General features: G+C 73.2%; 11 protein-coding genes. 3 read left to right on the forward strand and 8 right to left on the reverse strand.

Features of this window, described 5'->3' with window-relative positions; all coding sequences use genetic code 11:
* Window positions 1-70: 70 nt before the first annotated feature.
* On the reverse strand, window positions 71-1,657 hold the full coding sequence (guaA, locus tag OG730_RS16930; RefSeq protein WP_327305042.1) for a glutamine-hydrolyzing GMP synthase: 1,587 nt from the start codon (window positions 1,655-1,657) through the stop codon (window positions 71-73).
* A gap of 296 nt (window positions 1,658-1,953) precedes the next feature.
* On the opposite strand from guaA, the gene OG730_RS16935 reads away from it, so the two are divergent.
* Complete coding sequence (locus OG730_RS16935; protein ID WP_327305043.1) at window positions 1,954-2,247, forward strand: chorismate mutase; 294 nt, start codon at window positions 1,954-1,956, stop codon at window positions 2,245-2,247.
* 344 nt (window positions 2,248-2,591) lie between these two features.
* Here the strand turns inward: OG730_RS16935 and OG730_RS16940 are convergent, their stop codons facing one another.
* From OG730_RS16940 to OG730_RS16970, 7 genes are all read right to left on the reverse strand, one after another.
* On the reverse strand, window positions 2,592-4,247 hold the full coding sequence (locus tag OG730_RS16940) for a peptidase (protein ID WP_327305044.1): 1,656 nt from the start codon (window positions 4,245-4,247) through the stop codon (window positions 2,592-2,594).
* Between the two features lie 225 nt (window positions 4,248-4,472).
* Window positions 4,473-6,266 (reverse strand): GMC oxidoreductase, encoded by a 1,794-nt coding sequence (locus OG730_RS16945; protein WP_327305045.1) that lies wholly within the window; start codon window positions 6,264-6,266, stop codon window positions 4,473-4,475.
* Between the two features lie 74 nt (window positions 6,267-6,340).
* Complete coding sequence (locus tag OG730_RS16950) at window positions 6,341-7,969, reverse strand: succinic semialdehyde dehydrogenase (RefSeq protein WP_327305046.1); 1,629 nt, start codon at window positions 7,967-7,969, stop codon at window positions 6,341-6,343.
* A gap of 121 nt (window positions 7,970-8,090) precedes the next feature.
* Window positions 8,091-9,815 (reverse strand): serine/threonine-protein kinase, encoded by a 1,725-nt coding sequence (locus tag OG730_RS16955; RefSeq protein WP_327305047.1) that lies wholly within the window; start codon window positions 9,813-9,815, stop codon window positions 8,091-8,093.
* A gap of 117 nt (window positions 9,816-9,932) precedes the next feature.
* Window positions 9,933-13,274: a serine/threonine kinase C-terminal domain-containing protein gene (locus OG730_RS16960; protein ID WP_327305048.1), complete on the reverse strand. Its 3,342-nt coding sequence runs from the start codon at window positions 13,272-13,274 to the stop codon at window positions 9,933-9,935.
* Between the two features lie 117 nt (window positions 13,275-13,391).
* Entirely contained in the window at window positions 13,392-15,941 is a 2,550-nt protein-coding gene (locus tag OG730_RS16965) for a serine/threonine-protein kinase (RefSeq protein WP_327305049.1), read from the reverse strand.
* A gap of 149 nt (window positions 15,942-16,090) precedes the next feature.
* Window positions 16,091-17,821, reverse strand: coding sequence for a glycerol-3-phosphate dehydrogenase/oxidase (locus tag OG730_RS16970; protein ID WP_327305050.1), 1,731 nt, complete (start codon window positions 17,819-17,821; stop codon window positions 16,091-16,093).
* A 399-nt stretch (window positions 17,822-18,220) separates the two neighbouring features.
* On the opposite strand from OG730_RS16970, the gene OG730_RS16975 reads away from it, so the two are divergent.
* Both OG730_RS16975 and OG730_RS16980 read left to right on the forward strand, forming a co-directional pair.
* A complete protein-coding gene (locus OG730_RS16975; RefSeq protein WP_327305051.1) occupies window positions 18,221-19,450 on the forward strand; it encodes a nucleotide sugar dehydrogenase in 1,230 nt (409 codons plus the stop codon).
* A gap of 138 nt (window positions 19,451-19,588) precedes the next feature.
* Window positions 19,589-20,122 (forward strand): hypothetical protein, encoded by a 534-nt coding sequence (locus OG730_RS16980; RefSeq protein ID WP_327305052.1) that lies wholly within the window; start codon window positions 19,589-19,591, stop codon window positions 20,120-20,122.
* Window positions 20,123-20,211 lie beyond the last annotated feature (89 nt).

Here is a 20,211-nt window from a genome sequence, read left to right on the forward strand (position 1 = left end):
TACACGCGACGAGGCCGCCGCTCCCTGGGCGGGAGCGGCGGCCTCGTCACCTACGTGCGGGCGGGTGGGACTACTCCCACTCGATGGTGCCCGGGGGCTTGCTCGTGCAGTCCAGGACCACGCGGTTGACGTCCGGCACCTCGTTGGTGATGCGGGTGGAGATCCGCGCGAGCACCTCGTACGGCATGCGCGTCCAGTCCGCGGTCATCGCGTCCTCGGAGGAGACGGGGCGCAGCACGATCGGGTGGCCGTAGGTACGGCCGTCACCCTGGACGCCGACGCTGCGGACATCGGCCAGCAGGACGACCGGGCACTGCCAGATCTCGCGGTCCAGGCCGGCCGCCGTGAGCTCGTGGCGGGCGATGGCGTCGGCCTCGCGGAGCAGGTCCAGACGCTCCTTGGTGACCTCGCCGACGATGCGGATGCCGAGGCCGGGGCCGGGGAACGGCTGGCGCTGGACGATCTCGGCGGGCAGGCCGAGCTCCTGGCCGACCATCCGGACCTCGTCCTTGAACAGCTGGCGCAGCGGCTCGACGAGCTCGAACTCGATGTCGTCGGGGAGCCCGCCCACGTTGTGGTGGGACTTGATGTTGGCGGTGCCGGTGCCGCCGCCGGATTCGACGACGTCCGGGTACAGGGTGCCCTGGACCAGGAAGGCCACCGCCGGGCCGTCCTCCTGGAGGATCTCCAGCTGCGCCGCCTCGAAGACGCGGATGAACTCGCGGCCGATGATCTTGCGCTTGGTCTCCGGGTCGGAGACGCCGGCCAGCGCGTTCAGGAACCGCTCCTGGGCGTCGACGACCTTCAGCTGCACGCCGGTGGCGGCGACGAAGTCCTTCTCGACCTGCTCGGTCTCGCCCTTGCGCATCAGACCGTGGTCCACGTACACGCAGGTGAGCTGGGAGCCGATGGCCTTCTGCACGAGGGCCGCGGCGACCGCGGAGTCCACGCCGCCGGACAGGCCGCAGATGGCGCGCTTGTCGCCGACCTGCTCGCGGATGAGGGCGACCTGCTCCTCGACGATGTTGCCGGGGGTCCAGGTGGGCTGGAGGCCCGCGCCGCGGTAGAGGAAGTGCTCCAGGATCTGCTGGCCGTGCGTGGAGTGCATCACCTCGGGGTGGTACTGCACGCCGTAGAGCTTCTTCTCGTCGTTCTCGAAGGCCGCGACCGGGACGACGTCGGTGGACGCGGTGACGGTGAAGCCCTCGGGAGCGGCGGAGCAGGCGTCGCCGTGGGACATCCACACCGACTGGTTCTCGGGGGTGCCCTCGAAGAGGGTGGATCCGGCCTTGGAGACGGCCAGCGGGGTACGGCCGTACTCGCGCGAGCCGGTGTTGTCGACGGTGCCGCCGAGGGTGACCGCCATGAGCTGGAAGCCGTAGCACATGCCGAAGACGGGGACGCCGGCCTCGAAGATCGCGCCGTCGAGCTGGGGGGCGCCCTCCTCGTACACGGAGGACGGGCCACCGGAGAGGATGATCGCCTTCGGGTTCTTGGCGAGCATCTCGGCCACGGGCATCGTGCTGGGCACGACCTCGGAGTAGACCCGTGCCTCGCGGACGCGGCGGGCGATCAGCTGCGCGTACTGGGCGCCGAAGTCGACGACGAGAACCGTGTCCGGGGCGCTGTCGTGGGTGGCGAGGGTGGCTTCTGGCACGGGGCAGGCCTTCCGGCGGAAGAGGGGGTTGTTTTGTCGATTCTAACGGGGGACGGATACCCCTCTTCGTCTCAGTCTCCGAACCGGCTTGGCACGGAGCGGGACAGAGGGTCATAATCCCTCCATGCGCAAGCAGCTGAGCTTCCTCTTTACCTATGGCACCGGCCGGTCCGGTCGCCATGGGTCATCGTGATGCTCGCTTGAGCCACTGACTTCCCAGAGCGCCCCGGTCCGACAGGACCGGGGCGCTCTGGCGTTCCCGCTCCGGTCGGACCCTCACCCACAGGAGACCGACCATGAGCACGACCACGATCGCCGCGCACGGCGCCACCACCGCCACCACCACCCCCGAGCAGCTGATCGCCGGATCCCGCGAGCGGATCGACGCCATCGACGACCGGATCATCGGCCTGATCCAGGAACGGATGGCCGTCTCGACCGTCATCCAGGAGGCCCGGATCGGTTCGGGCGGGCGCCGGGTGCACCTGTCGCGGGAGATGGAGGTCCTGACCCACTGGAGCGACGCACTCGGCAAGCCCGGCACCACGCTCGCGATGACCTTGCTGGAGCTGTGCCGCGGCCGGGTCTGACCCTCGGCGCGACGCCCGTGACGCCTGTTCGTCACCCGTCCGGACCGTGACCGGCCCCACGGCCCTTCGTTGATGCCGATGACCGTGCCAGCCAGGTGCGGACCGCAGCACCACGCGTGGATCCGCTGGAGCGATGAGACGTACCCCTGCGGGGCGTGCGTCGTGGGACCTCGCTCCTTCTATGTGACCGGACGGCAGGGGACAGCAGCCCGGTCACCACACAAAGGACGGCCGGCCCGGGGGACGCCCCGGACCGGCCGTTCTTCTGTTTCCCCCGTTGTTTCCCCCGCGGGCCCCCGTTGCTTCCCCCCGCGGGTCCCCCGTTCGTTCCCCCGGCTACGCCGTTACGCGCGGCCGGTTGTCCGGCGCCGGAACGCCAGGAACACGGCGCCGCCCGCGGCCACGAGGACCGCGCCGGCGAGCAGGATCGGCCCGGCGGTGACGCCGGTCTCGGCGAGGCCGCCGTTCGGCGTCTTGCCGTTGCCGGTACTGGCGCCCGGGCTCGGAGTGGCGCTCGTGCTCGGCGTGGCCGTCGGGCTCGTGGAAGACGTCGGCTTCGGGCCGGGCGTGGTCGGGGTCGGCGTGGGCGTGACCTGCTTGCCGTTGATCACGAAGGCGGCCTTGTCGTTGGCGTGCTTCGGGTCCCAGCTGATCGGCGCGGCGCCGTCGGGCGACCAGCTGCCGACGGTGACGGACCCGGTGGCCTCCGCGATGACCTTCTCGATCTTCAACTCGAAGGGGAAGCTGAACTTCTCCTTCTCCCCGATGACGTGCGAGGTCGGGCAGAAGTAGCGCGGTGCGCCCAGCCGACCTTCGCGGTAGCCCCCCGAGGCCGTGACGGCCCTGCAGAACTTGGGCGCCTTGGTGACCTTCGCGCCCGCCGGGATCACGATGTCCGCCATGGCGACGTCCTCGCCCGAGCGGAGGTAGGCGACCCACGCGGGGCCGTCGTTGCGGAAGCCGATGGCGGCCTTGACCGTCTCGCCCGCCTTGCCCTTCACGGAGAGGGGCTCGGCCACCAGGTCGGCGGTGTTCTTCACCGAGAAGCCGAACTCGTGCTGGTTGTTCCACGGGTCCAGGTCCACCCCGCGCGGCGTGGCCTTGGCCGAGCGCGTCTTGAGGCCCAGCTTCTTGCCCGTGCGGGGCGTGCTGAACTTCTGCGTGGACTTCGGCTGGGAGCCGGCCTCGTGCACCCCGTAGATCAGCTCGTCGATGAAGGCGTGCGGAGCGGCCTTGAGGGTCAGCGCGCCGGCGATCTCCCAGACCTCGCCCGGCTTGATCTCGTTGTCGAAGGTGCAGACCGTCACGCCCCAGCCCACGTTCCAGGGCTGGCCCGTGCTGTCGTCCTGGCTGAAGGCGCAGTTGTCGTACTGCTCGACCAGGCCCATGCCGTGCGTGGTGATCATCTCCAGCGCCACGCCCTTGACCGGCTCGGTGCCCGCGTTGGCGAAGACGACCGGGAGCGGCTGGGTCTCACCCGGGACCAGCTTCGACTTCAGCTTGGCCTTTTCCAGGACCAGGTCCGGGCCGCCGACCCGGACCTCGGTGGTGGTGGGCTTGAAGGTGGCGCCCTGCGCCGCGCCGGTCATCGTCAGGTCGGCGACCGTGCCGTTCTTGCTGCCCTTGGCGGCGGTGAGGTCCAGGGACACGACCTCGCTGCCGTACGTCCAGACCGCCCAGTCCGTGCAGGTGACCTTCGTCGCCGTGAGGGTGCAGTCGTTGGAACGCTCCGGGGTGAGCTTCACGTCGGCGACGCCCTTGAGGGGGGTCAGGTCGATCGTGTAGGTGGCGTGCTCGCCGAAGTCCTTGCCCGTCTCGTTCTCGACGACGAAGCCGACGGTGGTCGGCCGCGCCTTCCCGGCGTCCCCCGGGTGCGGGTGCAGGCCGATCTCCTCCGGGCTGGTGAGCGTGAATACCGGGTCCGCCGCGTTCGCGGGGGTGGCGGCCAGGCCGACGGCCACCAGGCCGGCTGCCGCCAGCAGGGAGATGCGCTTTCTCATGCCGTCCTTGACCAGCGAGGTCCCTCCCGGGTTGCCCCCTTCACCCTGTGACGCACGCCACACATCCGTGACCGGATTCCGCTACAACCATCCGGGCCCCGCGGCTGTCATCCATGTAGTTCGGCGGGTACCGCGCTCGGAGGGGGAGTGCGGTGCCCGCCGAAGTCGTTCGGCGGTGGAGCGGTGCCGAACGACTTCGGCTGCCGGCGGCTATTCGGCGGGCGACTATTCGGCGGGCGACGCCGCCCGCGGCGGGATCTCCGGTACCGCCAGGAACGGCAGGCGCAGCGCCCCGAAGGCCTCCTTCGGCACCGCCGGGCGGGCCGGTTCCACGGCCGCCAGGCGGGTGTAGGCCGCCCCCTGCTCCGGGCGCGGGTCGCGCTCGCCGTTGTTCGGCCAGTAGGACATCGCCCGTTCCGCCTGCGCGGTGATCGTCAGCGACGGGTTGACCCCGAGGTTCGCGGAGACCGCCGAGCCGTCCACCACCGAGATGCCCGGGTGCCCGTAGAGCCGGTGGTACGGGTCGACCACGCCCTCCTCGGGCGAGGCGCCGATCGGGCAGCCGCCGAGGAAGTGCGCCGTCAGCGGGGTGCCCATCAGCTCGCCGATGTTGCTGCCCGGGAACCCGTTGATCTCCTCGGCCAGCAGCGTCGCCGCCCGCGTGGCCTCGGCGATCTGTACGGGGTTGGGCGCGCCGTGGCCCTGCCGGGCGGTGAGCAGCCCCTTCCCCAAGCCGCCGGGCTTGCGGTAGGTGGTCAGGGAGTTGTCCAGGGACTGCATGACCAGGCCGATGATGGTCCGCTCCGACCAGCGCCGGTTGGAGAGGGACCGCAGCAGCTGGAGCGGGTGGCGGGCGGTGCGCCCGAGCCAGGCGCGGACCCGGTGGCCGGAGTACGGCACCTGGAGGATCGTCATGAACCCCATCGCGTTGGAGCCCTTGCCGTAGCGCACCGGCTCGATGTGCGTGTCGGCGTTCGGGTGCACCGAGGAGGTGATGGCCACGCCCCGCGTGAAGTCCGCGCGCTTGTCCTTGCCGTGCCGCTTGCGGTAGCGGCGGTCATCGGTCTGAGCCCCTACGAGGCCTTCGGAGTTGGTCCGGGTCAGATCGCCGAGGCGGTCCGAGAGGCGGGGCAGCTCGCCGAGGTCCTTCATCGTGTGCAGGAGGGTCTGGGTGCCGTAGGTACCCGCCGCGACGACCACGTAGCGGGCGCGCAGCACCTTGGGCTCGGCGCGGCGGCGGCCCTCGGTGGGGACGGTGCGGACGCGGTAGCCGCCGTCGGGGTGGTCGGAGAGGGCCGTGACCGTGGTCATGGGGTGGATGACGGCGCCGGCCCGCTCGGCGAGGTGCAGGTAGTTCTCGTTCAGGGTGTTCTTCGCGCCGTGCCGGCAGCCGGTCATGCACTCGCCGCACTCGGTGCAGGCCTTGCGGGAGGGGCCGGCGCCGCCGAAGTACGGGTCGGCGACCTCGTCACCGGGGCGGACCTTGCCCTGGCCCGCCGCATCCTCCCCGTCCCCGAAGAAGACGCCGACCGGGGCCATGTGGAAGGAGTCCGCGACGCCCATCTTGGCGGCGGCCGCCTTGAGGTGGACGTCGGAGGGGGTCGTCGTCGGGTTGAGCCGGACCCCGAGCATGCGCTTGGCCTGGTCGTAGTAGGGGGCGAGCTCGTCCCGCCAGTCCGTGATGGACGCCCACTGCCGGTCCTCGAAGAAGGCGGTGGGGGGCACGTAGAGGGTGTTGGCGTAGTTGAGGGAGCCGCCGCCGACGCCCGCGCCCGCGAGGACCATCACGTTGCCGAGGAGGTGGATGCGCTGGATCCCGTACAGCCCGAGGGCCGGGGCCCACAGGTAGTTGCGCAGGTCCCAGCTGTTCTTCGGCAGGCTCTCGCGGGTGAAGCGGCGCCCCGCCTCCAGGACGCCGACCCGGTACCCCTTCTCGGAGAGCCGCAGCGCCGAGACCGACCCTCCGAAACCCGATCCGATGACGATGACGTCGTAGTCGAAGTCGTGGTCGTACGACACTGCGGTGCCTCCCCGAACAGAACGGAACGGAACGGACGGAACGGAAACGGATGGAACAGACGGAACGGAACTGACTAGCGGAGTCGGAACGCCTTCATGACCTGGAGGCTGCGGGTCATGAACGCCGCGTACTTCTCGTCGTCCATCCCCAGCGAGGGGCCCATCGGCAGCAGCCGCTGGTGGGCGACGGTCTGGGCCTCGGTGTACTTGAGGATGCCCTCGGAGCCGTGGCGGCGGCCGAGGCCGGATTCCTTCATGCCGCCCATGGGGGCCTGGGCGCTGCCGTAGGCCGGGGCGTAGCCCTCGTTGATGTTGACGGTGCCGGTGCGCAGGCGGGCCGAGACGGCGTGGCCGCGGCGGGCGTCCTTCGTCCACACGCTGGAGTTCAGGCCGTAGGCGGTGCCGTTGGCCTCCTCGATGACCTCGTCCTCGTCGGTGAAGCGGTAGATGGAGACGACCGGACCGAAGGTCTCCTCCCCGCACACCGCCATCGCGGACTCGACGCCGTCGAGGATGGTCGGCTCGTAGAAGAGCGGGCCGATGTCGGGGCGGGCGACGCCGCCGGTGACGAGGGTGGCGCCCTTGGCGACGGCGTCGTCCACATGGCGCTGTACGGCCTCCAGCTGGCGCTCGCCGGCCAGGGAGCCCATGTCGGCGCCGTAGGCGAGGGAGGAACCGAGCCGCATAGCCTTCGTACGGGCGGCGAACCGGGCGACGAACTCGTCGGCGATCGAGGCGTGCACGTACAGCCGCTCGATGGAGATGCAGAGCTGGCCGGCGGAGGAGAAGCAGGCGCGGACGGCGCCGGCGGCGGCCTTCTCCACGTCGGCGTCGCGCAGGACGAGCATGGCGTTCTTGCCGCCGAGCTCGAGGGAGACCCCGATCAGGCGGGCGGCCGCGCCCTGGGCGACCTCGCGGCCGGTACGCGTGGAGCCGGTGAACGAAACGTAGTCGGCGCGGCGGACCAGCTCGGGGCCGACGACCGGGCCCTCGCCGAGCACGATCTGGAACACCTCGGCCGGCAGGCCCGCCTCGATCATCAGGTCGCGGGCCCACAGGGCGGTCAGCGCGGTCTCGGTGTCGGGCTTCATCACGACGGCGTTGCCCGCGACGAAGGCGGGCAGGGCGTCGCCGATGGACAGTTCGAGGGGGTAGTTCCAGGGGGCGATCTGGCCGATGACCCCGCGCGGCTGGCGCAGCTCGGTGACCTTGGTGAGGGTGGGCATGGCGCCCGTGTGGCCCTTGGGGCGCAGGTACGAGGGGGCCTTGCGGCCGTAGTGCCGGGCCGCGATCGAGACGGCCTGGACCTCCTCGTGGGCGTGCAGCCGGGCCTTGCCGGTCTCCAGCTGGATCAGGTCGAGCACCTCGGCCTGCCGGGACAGGACCAGGTCGTGGAAGCGCAGCAGTACGGCGGCCCGCGCGCGGACGGGCACGGCGGCCCAGGCGGGCTGCGCGGCGCGGGCGGCGGCGAAGGCCGCCTCCACGTCCTCGGGGGTGGCCTCGGGAAGCTCCGCGAGCCGGTCCCCGGTGAAGGGGCTGTGGTTGGCGGTGCGGCCGGAGCCGGCCACTCCGCGGGTCAGCCGGGCGACCAGTTCGGGGGTCACCACGTCGGCGGCGCTCCGGGCGCCGGCCGGGGCGGGGGCGACCGGGTTGGTGGGCTGCGGGGCGCTGCGGAGGGGGGCCGGGGCCTGCGTGTCCGTCATGGGCGTGAGCGTATTCCGCCGGGGGGTGCTTTGGGTACCCGCCGGTAACCGGATTTTGCCATTTATGCCAGTGATCACTGGCGGGATGGCGGAAATCCGGGCACCGGGGGCCTTGGGGGCCTCAGGAGGCCGGGGCCGGCTGCCAGCCGCTGAGCACGATGTCGAACTGTTCCCGGGTGATGTCCCAGTCCGCAACCGGACCCGACATGTACACCGCGTACTCGGTGCCGTCCGGCGCGTAGTACATCTGCTCGATGGCCTTGCGCGGCCCGGTGAAGGCCCCGGTCTTCTCCGTCCAGACGAACTCCCACAGGGCGGCCTTGACCTGCCCCCGGAAGGTGTTCGGGTGCAGGGTCAGGCGCACGTAGTCGGAGCGCTTCTGCACCTGCTTCTCCAGATCGAGCAGGTGCGCGTACGGGTCCTTGAACTTCGGGTCGCGGTCCACCGCGATCCGGATGAAGTGCTTGCCGTCGTCCCGGGTGTAGTCGATCTGCGTCCCGTCCTCGCGGCGCTTCCAGCCGTCCGGGACGAAGAGGGAGAAGCCCTCCTTGTCGACCGCCTTCACCCAGCCCGCCGGCGGAGCCTTCTGCACCTGCCCCTTGGCGTCCCCGGCGCCGGACGAGGCACCGGAGGACGCACCGGCCGACGTGCCGGACGAAGCACCGGCCGACGCGTCCTGGGTACCGGCCGTGCGGCCCGGGATCCCGCCGTCCGTGGTCGAGTCGCCGGTGTACTTCAGGATCCCGAACACCCCGCCGCCGCCGAGCAGCGCCGCCACCACCGCCACGGCCGCGGCCCGCCTGATCCGGCCGGGGGCTCCGGTGTCGCGGCCGCCCCGTCCGCCCGGTCCGGCCTCGGAACGCGTGGCGAACACCGGCTCCGGCGCCGGCTCCCGGCTCCGCCCCTGCTCCCCTTCACCGGGCGGCGCCGCGATGTCCGCCGGCTCGCTCCGGGCGGCGCCCAGCTCCTCGGAGCCCATCGCGCGCGTGGGTACGTACGCCTGCGCCGACTTCGGCTCCCGGCCCTCCATCGCCTGCAGCAGCATCTGCTCGGCCTCGTCCGCCGACGGCCGCTGCGCCGGGTCCTTGCGCAGCAGCGCCGTGATGACCGGGGCCAGCGCGCCCGCGTGCGTCGGGGCGGGCGGCTCCTCGTTCACCACGGCCTGCAGGCTGGAGATGGGCGAGGTGCGGCGGAAGGGCGAGCGGGCCTCGACGGCCGTGTACAGGGTCGCGCCGAGCGACCACAGGTCGGAGGACGGATCGGGGGAACCGCCGGTGACCCGCTCGGGGGCCAGGTAGTCGATGGAGCCGATGAGTTCACCGGTGCGCGTGATGGAGGAGTCGCCCTCGATCGCGGCGATGCCGAAGTCGGCGAGCATCACCCGCCCGTCCTTGGCGAGCATCACGTTGCCCGGCTTCACGTCCCGGTGCAGTACCCCGACCGCGTGCGCGGCGCGCAGCGCGCCGAGCACGTGCAGCCCGATCCGGGCCGCCTCCCGTGGCTCGATGCGGCCCGCCGTCTTCGCCGCGTCCGCGAGGGAGGGACCGTCGATGTACTCCATGACGATCCAGGGCCGGTCGTCGTGTTCCAGTACGTCGTGGACCGTGACGACCGCCGGATGCTGGATCCGGGCCGCGGCCCGGGCCTCCTTCTGCGTCCGCTGGTGCAGGACGTCCCGGTCCGCCTGGGCGACGTACAGCCCCGCCGTCAGCTCCTTGACGGCGACCGTCCGGTGCAGCAGCTCATCGTGCGCGCGCCACACCTTGCCCATGCCGCCCCTGCCGATGGGCTCCACGAGCCGGTACCGGCCCGCGAGCACCGCACCCGCACCTGTCTGCTGTTCCACGAATCCCCGCCGCCGCTCTGTGCACTTCCGGTCAGACTACGGAGATCGCGGGCGACGGCGGAACCACTCGGAGGCGGTTCGGCCGCACTGTGACGCAATCGCCGTACTGATAGCGCGTCAGCCGCCGCTCCTGTAGCTGGCCGTCGCCTGCTCGAAGGTCTCGGTGACCTTGCCCTCCTGGTCCTGCGGGCCGGTGACCATCACGACGTGGTAGGAACCTCCGAGCGCCACGACGAAGTTGCGGGCCACGACGGAACGGCCGTTGCCGTCGATCCAGGTGTACCGGCCGGTGACGCGGAGCTGGTTGCCGACCTTGGTGGACCTGATGTCGCTCACGCTGGACCAGGTGGAGGAGCGGTACGGAGCCAGCTCGGGCTCCTTGTCCTTCTGGTAGGTGGCCGGGTCGGGGTTGCCCTGGACCTTGTCCCGGCCGGGGACGACGGTCAGGACGAAGTCCCCCTCCGTGTAGCGGACCTGACCGGACTCGTTCATTCCGCGGCGCTCCCAGCCGTTCGGAACGTTGATCGAGAAGTGCTCGGCGTCCTGCTGGGCGGTGTACCCGGACGGAGCGGTCACGCCCGGCTGCGGGGCCGGCTTGGACTCGGGCGGGCTCGGGTTCGCGGAAGGGCCCGTGCCCTGGCCGGACCCGCTCGGCTTCGGGCTCGGCTTCGGGCTCTGCTTCGGGTTCTGCGACTGGGTCGCGGCGGGCGGCTTCATTCCGGCCGCCTTCTGCCCGCCGCCCTGCGGATCGGCGGAGCGGGGCATGAAGAACAGGGCGTAGGCCACGGCTCCCGAGAGCAGGACGAGGATCCCCAGTAACAGGGAACGGCCCAGCGAGCGCGGCTTGCGGGGGTGTTCGGCGCTGCGGTGCCGGCCGTGCAGGTCGGCTCGCCGCCGTGCGACGGGGAGCCTGGCCGGATCCTCCACCACCGGCGGCAGCATGGCGAAGCCGCCGTCGGGCTCCGGGGCGGAGCGCACGAGGGAGCGCAGCCAGCCGCGGAGCTCCTCGAAGTCGGGCCGCTCGGTCGGGTCCTGACGGAGCAGGGACTCCACGATCGGGCGCAGCGGGCCGCACTCCTCGGCGAAGGCGGGGGGCTCCGCGCAGACCATCTCCACGAGCTCGGCGACGCTGTCCTCGGGGTACGGGGCATGGCCCTGTACGGCCCGGTACAGCAGCGCGCCGAGCCCCCAGAGGTCGGTGGCCGGCCCGACGGGCGCGGCCAACTGCCACGGCCCGTGCACGGCCTGCGCCTGCTCGGGAGCCCACCGCTCGGTGACGGCCCCGACGACGGCCATCCGCGTCTGCCGGGCCCGCTCGGCATCGAGCCCGCTCCGCGGCCCGCTCCCCCACCCGACAGCCCCACCCGCGCGCTGCCCGGCCCCGGGGGCGACCGCGTACCCGGGAGCCCCCTGCGGCCCGCCCTGCGGACCGCCCTGCGGACCCGCCTGGCCGGGGCCGCGGGCGCCGTGCACCACCGGATACCCGCCACCGCCTTGCGGACCGGACTGTGGGCCGCCCTGGCCGTAGCCGCCGGGGCCGGGGGCCGTCGCGTATCCGGCGCCGGTCTGTGGGCCGGGCTGCCCGTAGCCGCCCGCCCCGGAAGCTGTCGCGTACCCGGCGGTGCTCTGCGGGCCGCCGTGGTCGGGGTTCGCCGGATCGGGGCGGCCCGGCTCGAGCTGGAGTTGCCCGCCGTACCCGGCGACCGGCCGGTCGAGGCCCGCCTGATCCTGGGCCGGGTGGCCCGGTCCCTGCGCGGTCGGCCCGTGGCCCGGCCCGTGCTCCCCGCCGTCCTGCGGCTGCGCCTGGCCGTCGGGGGAGACCCCGGGCGTGCCGCCGTCCGGGGTGTCCGCCTGGTGGTAGCCCTGGGGAAGGGCGAGCTGCGCCGGCAGCGCCGCGCGGGCCGGCGGCTCCGCTTCGGCCGGCGGCAGGGCCTGGCGGCGCGGGGTGGCGCCGTGCCAGGCCGCGCCGCTGTCCGGGCCGCCGTACGGGTACGAGTACCCCTGCGGCAGCTTCGACCCCTCCGGCCTCGGCTCCGCCTCGGGCTCCGGCGCGGGCTCGGCCCCGGACCCGGCCTTGCGCTGCTCGGTGATCCGCGCGGCGGCCTGGGCCCCGGCCCGGTACGCGGCGATGGCCCCGGCCCGCGCGGCGGCCTTCAGATCGGGCCGCTCCCCGGCGCTGCCCGGGGTGGAGGAAGTCCCCGGGGTGCCGGGGGTGCCATGGCCACCGGCAGGCGCGAGGGCGCCGGAGGGGCCGGGCGTGTCGGCCGCGCCAGGGCCTCCGGACACGCCATAGGGACCGGCCAAGTCAGGGCCGCCGGGGCCGCCAGGGGCTCCGGGCACGCCATAGGGACCGGCCAAGTCGGCGCCACCCGAGGCGCCGGGCGCATTCGGAGCCTCGGGGGTACCGGAAGTACCGGACCTGCCGGAGCCGTCGGGACGGCTCCCGGTACCGGGGCTTATGTGGTCCCGGTAGCGCGGCCCGGTGTCGTAGCCCGGAGCCACGAGCGGCGCGTACTCCGCCGCGTTCCCGCCCCGCTGTCCGCCGTCGTCGCGCCCGGAACGCTCCCCGGGCCCGCCCCCGTACGGGTCGTCGTACCGGTCGCCGAGCTCCCTGGGCTCCCCGCCCCGCTGCCCGCCGGCGAGGCCCGCACCGTGCCCGGCCCCCGGCTGGTACCCCGCGTCCGCCCCCGGCCCGCTCCAGGCGCCCCCCGGGGCACCGCCGTACCCCGTGTCCGCGCCCGCCTCCGGCCCGGCCAGCGCGGCGCGGCCGTAGCCACCACCGCTCTCGGGCGGACCCGCCGCGAACCCCGGGCCGCCCGGTTCACCGCCCGGCCAGGGCCAGGGCTCCGCGGCAGGGTCCGTACCGTCCTGCGGCGGGACAGGGTCGTACCCGCACAGGGCGTCCTCCGCCGCCCCCGCCGCCAGTCCCGTCAGGACGACCCGCCCGTCCTCGCAGATCAGCACCGTCCGCATGGTGATGTTCCGGTGCGTCCACCCGTGGGCGTGCAGCACCCGCAGCGCGGTCAGCACGTCCGCCGCCACCTCCGCCGCCCGGTACGGGCTCAGCGGTTCGTCGGCGATCAGCGCCGCCAGCGGTCTGGCCGGGACGAGTTCGCTGACTATCCACAGCGACCCGCCCTCCGCGAACACGTCGAAGACCTGGTCCAGCCGCGGATGGTCCGGCACGGACGCCGCCGCCTGCGCGGCCTCGATCGCCCTGCGCACGGCGGGCAGTTCACCGTGCGGGACGCGCCGGCCCCCGGCCACGGGCGGCGGCCCGCCCCGCGTGCCGTCCAGCAGCTCCGCGTCGACGACCTCGGGCAACGGGACCTGCCGTACGAGGACTTCCTGACCGCTGCGCGTGTCGAAGGCCCGGGTCTCGATCAGTTCGTAGGCGTCGGACGGCGGCAACGGCAGACGGTAGCGCTCGGCCAGGATCCGGCCCGCGTAGTCCTCCACATCGCCTCCCCCGAGAGCTGCGGACCCGTCCCCCAGGCCCCGCTGACACGATACGACGCCCAGGGCGCCCGCGTCCCGGCCCTGGCGAGGCTGACCCGAGCCCGCTCGGTACGCGGGTCAGCCCAGTGGCTGGAAGGTGTCGAACGCCGTGGTGCGCAGCTGCGTGCACTCCGGCGCGTCCCACTGGTCCGCGAGGCAGGTGATCATGATGGCGTAGCCGTGCGTCGCGTCCATCCGGAACCCGCGGTCGAGCACCCGGACCCGCGAGCCCTTCTGGTCCCGCTCGAACTCCCAGTCCGCGACGGTCGGGTACCCGCGGTACTCGACCTTTTCGAGGCGCAGCAGCTTGTAGTTGCTGCTGCTGCCCGCCACGGCGGGGGCCAGTTCCAGCCAGGCCGCGCGGGCGTCTTCCCGCGGCGAGCTGTTGAAGTCGATCTGGATGCGCGGGAATCCGCCGTCGCGGCTGTAGATGACGCCGCTCTTCTTCCCTACCACTCCGGTCTGCTTGAAGCCCTCGGGCATGCCCATCGCGAAGTGGAACCCGGGGTCGTTGATCTGGCCGTACCCCGGCGGCAGCCCGGGCAGGGCGCCCCCGGGCGTGGAGCCCTGGCCCTGGCCGGGGTTGGTCCCCGCACCGGGAGACTGGCCCGGGTCCGGCGAAGCGGCCCCCGCGCCGGGCGACTCGCCGCTCTTCGGCGAGGGCGAAGGCGCGGGCGAAGACGGAGGCGGGGTCGACGAACCGGGGGCGGGGCTCGACGCGGCGGTCTTGCTGCCGCCCTTGCCGTCCTTCGGGGAGTCGCCCTTGTCGTCGTCGCCATTGACGACGTACCCGATGATCGAGCCGATGACCGCGAGCGCCACGACCACGCCGGCTATCGCGAGCACGATGGTGCGGCGCGGCAGGACGTCGGTGATCGGGGCCGCGACGGGCGACGGGCGCGGCGACGGGGCCTCGGCGGCGGTCGCCGCCGTGGCCGTGGCGGCCGCGGCGGCGGCGCTGGCCGCCGCCGCCTTGCGGGCCGACTTCAACGCCGCGCGGGCACGCTCCCGCTGCTCGCGCTCACGGCGCTCGCGTTCCTTCTTCTCCGCCTTCTCCGCGGCCTTGGCCGCCTTGTCGGCCGCCGCCTGCTCGGCGGCGTCATGGGCCTCGGCGAGGGATATCTGCCGGGTTTCCTCGGGGCTCGGACCGACTACGGGGGCCGGCGGCTCGGGCGCGTCGATCACGGCGGTGAGCATCGCCCGCGCGCGGTCGTCGTCGAGCCGGTGGGCGGGGTCCTTGACGAGGAGTCCGTAGATGACCTCGGTCAGCGGACCCGCGTTCTTCGGCGGTTCGACGGGCTCGGTCATCACGGCGGTCAGCGTCGCGAGCGCCGACCCCTTGTCGTACGGGGGAACGCCCTCGACGGCGGCGTACAGCAAGCCGCCGAGCGACCACATGTCCGCCGGCGGGCCGGGCCGCTGGCCGCGGGCCCGCTCGGGCGAGATGTACGAGGGCGCGCCGACGAGCATGCCGGTGGAGGTGACGGAGGGGTCGCCCTCGACCTGGGCGATGCCGAAGTCGGTGAGGATCACGCGGCCGTTGCCGTGGTCGGCGAGCAGCACGTTGGAGGGCTTCACGTCCCGGTGCAGGATGCCCTGGCGGTGGGCGGCACGCAGTACGTCGAGCACGGCGAGGCCGACTTCCGCGGCGCGGCGGGGGGTCAGCGGGCCGCTCTCGCGGATGAACTCCGCGAGCGAGGGGCCCTCGATGAGCTCCATGACGATCCAGGGCCGGCCGTCCTCGTCGACGACGTCGTAGACGGTCACGGCGCCGCCGCTGCGGATCCGGGCGATGGCCTTGGCCTCGCGCAGGGTCCGGGTGATGAGGCGGCGCTTCTCGTCGTCGTCGACGCCGCTGCCGAAGCGGAGTTCCTTGACGGCGACGGTGCGGCCGAGGGTCTCGTCCTCGGCGCGCCAGACGGTGCCCATGCCGCCCTTGCCGAGGACGTCGCCGAGCCGGTACCGGCCCGCGAGCAGCCGGCCCTCGTCGCGCGGGCCCTCTTCCGCCTTGGCCGCGGCGGCCTTGACGGCGGCGGCCACCTCGTCGGCCTTGCTCACCACGGCGGACTTCGGCGCGGCCCCAGCGTCCTCGACCCCACCGTCCGCGCGCACGGCGGCGGCCTTCCGCGACTCCGCCTTCGCACCGGCGGGCTTCGCGTCCGCGGCCTTCGCACCCTCGACCCCGGACGCCCCCCGCACAGGCTTCGCCTCGGCGGCCTCACCCGGCTTCGCGTCCTCGGGCTCGCCCTTCACACCGACGGCCTTCGCGTCCTCGGGACCGGCGCCCTCACCCGCGGGCTTCGCGTCCTCGGGCTCAGCCCCAGCGGCGGCCTTCGCCGCAGCCGGCTTCCGCAGCTCCGCCTTCGCCGCGGAAGCGCCGGGCTTCGCGTCCTGCGGCCCGGCCTCCCCGGCGGCTTCGGCCGCAGCCGGGGGCACCTCGTCCGCGGCGGCCGGCGCGGCCTTCGCGGCCCCCGTCCCGGCGGGCTTCGCCGCGGCGGCCCGCTTCGCGGCTCCCGCCGCGGGCGGCTCGGCCGGCGGCTTCGGGTCCGTCGGGGGTGCGGCCGGAGGCACCGGCGATCCCGTCCCGACAGACGGCTCCGGCGACTCGGTGTGCTCCGGCTTCGACATGCGTCCCCTCTGCGTTCGTGCCGCCTGCTCCGGTTGCCCTGGCAGCGGCCGGGGTGCCCGGTAACCCGCCCCGGCAGAACCCTCATTGTCCCTTACTCCGCAACGGACGGGAGCCCCGGGTCCGCGGTTCCGCCCGCGAAGTGACGGAGTTACAACGGGACGATGTCCGGCGCCCCCAGCCGTGCCGCGTCCGCCGTCTGGTCGTCCGGCTGGCGCTGCGATTCCCGTTCCGCCTGCACCCTCTTCTCGTAGTGCTCCACTTCCTTCTCGATCTGCTGCTCGTCCCAGCCCAGCACCGGAGCCATCAACTCCGCGCATTCGCGCGCCGATCGCGTCCCCCGGTCGAAGGTCTCGATCGAGATCCGCGTCCGCCGGGTCAGCACGTCGTCCAGGTGCCGCGCCCCCTCGTGCGAGGCCGCGTAGACCACCTCGGCGCGGAGGTAGTCGTCGGCTCCCGTCAGCGGCTCCCCGAGCGAGGGGTCCTTCGCGATCAGCTCCAGCAGTTCCTCGGTCAGCGAGCCGTACCGGTTCAAGAGGTGCTCCACCCGCACCACATGGAGTCCGGTCCGCGCGGCGATCCGCGCCCGGCCGTTCCACAGGGCCCGGTACCCCTCGGCCCCGACCAGCGGCACGTCCTCCGTCACGCACGGCGCGACCCGCTGGTCGAGTCCGTGCACCGCCTCGTCCACCGCGTCCTTGGCCATCACCCGGTACGTCGTGTACTTGCCGCCGGCCACGACGACCAGCCCCGGCACCGGGTGCGCCACCGTGTGCTCGCGCGAGAGCTTGCTCGTCGCGTCCGACTCCCCGGCCAGCAGCGGCCGCAGGCCCGCGTAGACCCCCTGGACGTCGTCCCGGGTGAGCGGGACCGCCAGCACCGAGTTGACGTGCTCCAGCAGGTAGTCGATGTCCGCGCTCGACGCCGCCGGGTGCGCCTTGTCCAGGTCCCAGTCGGTGTCGGTGGTGCCCACGATCCAGTGCCGGCCCCACGGGATGACGAAGAGCACCGACTTCTCGGTCCGCAGGATCAGCCCGGTCGAGGAGTGGATCCGGTCCTTGGGAACGACGAGGTGGATGCCCTTCGAGGCCCTTACGTGGAACTGGCCGCGCTCCCCGATCAGCGCCTGGGTGTCGTCCGTCCACACCCCCGTGGCGTTGACGATCTGCTTCGCCCGGATCTCGTACTCCCCGCCGCCCTCCACGTCCTGGACCCGCGCACCCACGACCCGCTCGCCCTCCCGCAGGAAGCCGACGACCCTCGCCCGGTTGGCGCACTGCGCCCCGTACGCGGCGGCCGTCCGGACCAAGGTGGCCACGTACCGCGCGTCGTCCATCTGGGCGTCGTAGTACTGCAGGGCGCCCACCAGCGCGTCCTTGCGCAGCGCCGGCGCGATCCGCAGGGCGCGCTTGCGCGAGAGGTGGCGGTGGGTCGGCAGCCCGCGCCCGTGACCGCTGGAGAGCGACATGGCGTCGTAGAGCGCGACGCCGGAGCCGGCATAGAACCGCTCCCATCCCTTGTGCTGCAACGGGTAGAGGAACGGCACCGGCTTCACCAGGTGCGGGGCGAGCCGCCCCAGCAGCAGGCCGCGCTCCTTGAGCGCCTCCCGCACGAGGGCGAAGTCGAGCATCTCCAGGTATCTGAGCCCGCCGTGGATGAGCTTGCTGGAACGGCTGGAGGTGCCCGAGGCCCAGTCCCTCGCCTCCACCAGCCCGGTCGCCAGGCCCCTGGTCACGGCGTCGAGGGCGGTACCGGCGCCCACCACGCCCGCACCGACCACCAGCACGTCCAGCTCCCGCTCGGCCATCCCGGCGAGCGCCTCCGCGCGCTGCACGGGCCCCAGCGAGGCCCGCCCACCGCCTCCGCCCATCCCGGCACCCATCCCCGCCCCCATCCCGGCGCCCATCCCGGCACCCATCCCCGCCCCCGTCCCGGCAGCCGTCCCGGCTCCCGTCCCCGCACCCGCCCCTGCGCCCGTCCCTGCCCCTGTCCCAGTGCTCACGGCTGCCTGCCTCCCGTTGACGCGGGTCGCCCCGTCCGTCCTGTGCGGCCATCCCACCTGTCGTGGGTGATCCCGCTCACATCGCCCGTTCATGATTCTCACCGGCCGCACCCACATCAGCCACCGCCTGTGGATAACACGGAGGCGACCAAGACCCCTGAATACGACATATCTGTCATATATACGCCTAGTCTGACATTGCGCCAGCTCTCCTCCTCCACAGGACTTGCGCGCTCCGCCCCCTCATGCATGTCAGGGAAGGGAAGGGACGGCACCCCCATGCCCGCAGATCTCGCCGTCATCGGACTCGGCCATCTCGGCCTCCCGCTCGCCCAGGCAGCCGTGGCCGCCGGGATCGAGACGGTCGGCTACGACAGCGGTCCGGCGACGGACTCCACCCTCACCGCCGCCGAGATCCGCCGCATGTCGGCGGCCGGCTTCCGGGTCACCACCAACTCCGCCGAACTGGGCCGGGTCCGCACGGCCGTCATCTGCGCCCCCACCCAGCTCGGGGCCGACCGCGCGCTCGACCTGTCCGCGATCGGCGAGGCGGGCCGCACGCTCGCCGCCCGGCTGCGTCCGCACACCACCGTCATCCTCGAATCGGCGGTCCACCCCGGCGTCACCGAGGACTACCTGCGCCCGATCCTCGAATCGGGCTCCCGCCTGCGCGCCGGCCGGGACTTCCACCTGGCCTACTCCCCCAGCCGCCTCGACCCCGGCAACCGCACGCACGGCATCGCCAACACCCCCAAGGTCATCGGCGGCCTCACCCCCGCCTGCACCGAGTCCGCGCACGCCTTCTACGCCCGGCTCACCGACAAGGTGGTCCGTGCCCGCGGCCTGCGCGAGGCCGAGACGGTCCAGCTCCTCGAAACGAACTACCGGCACGTCAACATCGCCCTCATGAACGAGATGGCCGTGCTCTGCCACGACCTGAGCGTGGACCTGTGGGACGTCATCCGGTGCGCCGAGACCAAGCCGTACGGATTCCAGGCCTTCCGCCCCGGCCCCGGAGTCGGCGGCCACGGGGTCCCCCTCGACCCCAACTACCTCCCCCACACCACCCGCACCCCGGGCCACCCGCTGCGCATGGTCGGTCTGGCGCAGGAGATCAACGACCGGATGCCGCAGTACGTCATCCAGCGCAGCGCCACCCTGCTCAACGAGCACGGCAAGTCCGCGCGCGGCGCCCGCGTCCTCCTGCTGGGCGTCACCTACAAGCCGGACCTCGCCGACCAGGAGGGCTCCCCGGCCCGCGAGATCGCCAGCCGCCTCCTCGACCTCGGCGCCCTGATCAGCTACCACGACCCGTACATCGCCGGGTGGCGCGTCAGGGACCAGCCCGTCCCCCGCGCCGAATCGTTGTACGAGGCCGCCGCCAACGCCGATCTGACGATCCTGCTCCAGCACCACCGCACCTACGACCTGCAAGGCCTCGCGGTGAAGGCCCAGTTGCTCCTGGACACCCGGGGCGCCAGCCCGGCGGGCGCCGCGCACCGCCTGTAGGGCCGGGCCGCCCCCTCGCAAACCCCTCCACGGATGTCGCAGGCTGCTGCTAGCCTGCGGCGACTTATCTCGCGCATACACCCCCACGTCAGCCGTGCGGGCCCGTGTGCCCACGATCCCTGGGGGGGATTTCTCCATATGAGCCAGCACACCCAGCCGCCCGCGCCCGACTCGACGCCCGCGCCCGAAGCCGCCGCCGCCCCGGCCCCTTACCCGGGCCCGTCCGGCGCCGACTTCCTCCAGGCCCAGGCACCGGCCCCGGCACGCCCCGGCAACCTGGGCCTCGGCATCGTCGCCGCGTTCGTCGCCGCGCTGGCCGTGGCCGCGGCGTACGGCGGCATCATGAACGCCATCGAGCGCGAGATCAGCTACGCGGTGATCGGCGTCGGCGCCGTGGTCGGCTTCGCCGCGGGCAAGCTCGGCGGCCGCAACCCGCTCCTGCCGGTCGTCGGCGCGGTCCTCTCGGTCGCCTCCGTCATCCTGGGCGAGCTGTTCTACTACGCGCTCGCACTCGCCGAGGCCTCCGGCATCGGCCTGGGCGACGTGCTGAGCACGCTCGGCGTCTCCGGCCTGATCGACATCTGGAAGGAGGGTGCGGACTTCAAGACCGCCCTCTTCCTCGCCCTCGGCGCGTTCGCCGGATACAGCACCGCCAAGAAGATCGGCGGCTGAGTCAGCCCCTCAGCCGCTCCACCTGACACGCCGGAGGGCCGGCGCCCCCGCATGGGGCGCCGGCCCTCCGGCGTGCGTACGGAAAAACC

Origin of the sequence: Streptomyces sp. NBC_01298 (assembly GCF_035978755.1) — a bacterium.
Classification (GTDB): domain Bacteria; phylum Actinomycetota; class Actinomycetes; order Streptomycetales; family Streptomycetaceae; genus Streptomyces.

Bases quoted from the DNA above. Each gene is read 5' to 3' on its own strand.
- OG730_RS16935 (WP_327305043.1), top strand. From the start codon at position 1,954: ATGAGCACGACCACGATCGCCGCGCACGGCGCCACCACCGCCACCACC.
- OG730_RS16965 (WP_327305049.1), bottom strand. From the start codon at position 15,941: ATGTCGAAGCCGGAGCACACCGAGTCGCCGGAGCCGTCTGTCGGGACG.
- OG730_RS16980 (WP_327305052.1), top strand. From the start codon at position 19,589: ATGAGCCAGCACACCCAGCCGCCCGCGCCCGACTCGACGCCCGCGCCC.
- OG730_RS16970 (WP_327305050.1), bottom strand. From the start codon at position 17,821: ATGGGTGCCGGGATGGGCGGAGGCGGTGGGCGGGCCTCGCTGGGGCCC.
- OG730_RS16950 (WP_327305046.1), bottom strand. From the start codon at position 7,969: ATGACGGACACGCAGGCCCCGGCCCCCCTCCGCAGCGCCCCGCAGCCC.
- OG730_RS16975 (WP_327305051.1), top strand. From the start codon at position 18,221: ATGCCCGCAGATCTCGCCGTCATCGGACTCGGCCATCTCGGCCTCCCG.
- OG730_RS16940 (WP_327305044.1), bottom strand. From the start codon at position 4,247: ATGAGAAAGCGCATCTCCCTGCTGGCGGCAGCCGGCCTGGTGGCCGTC.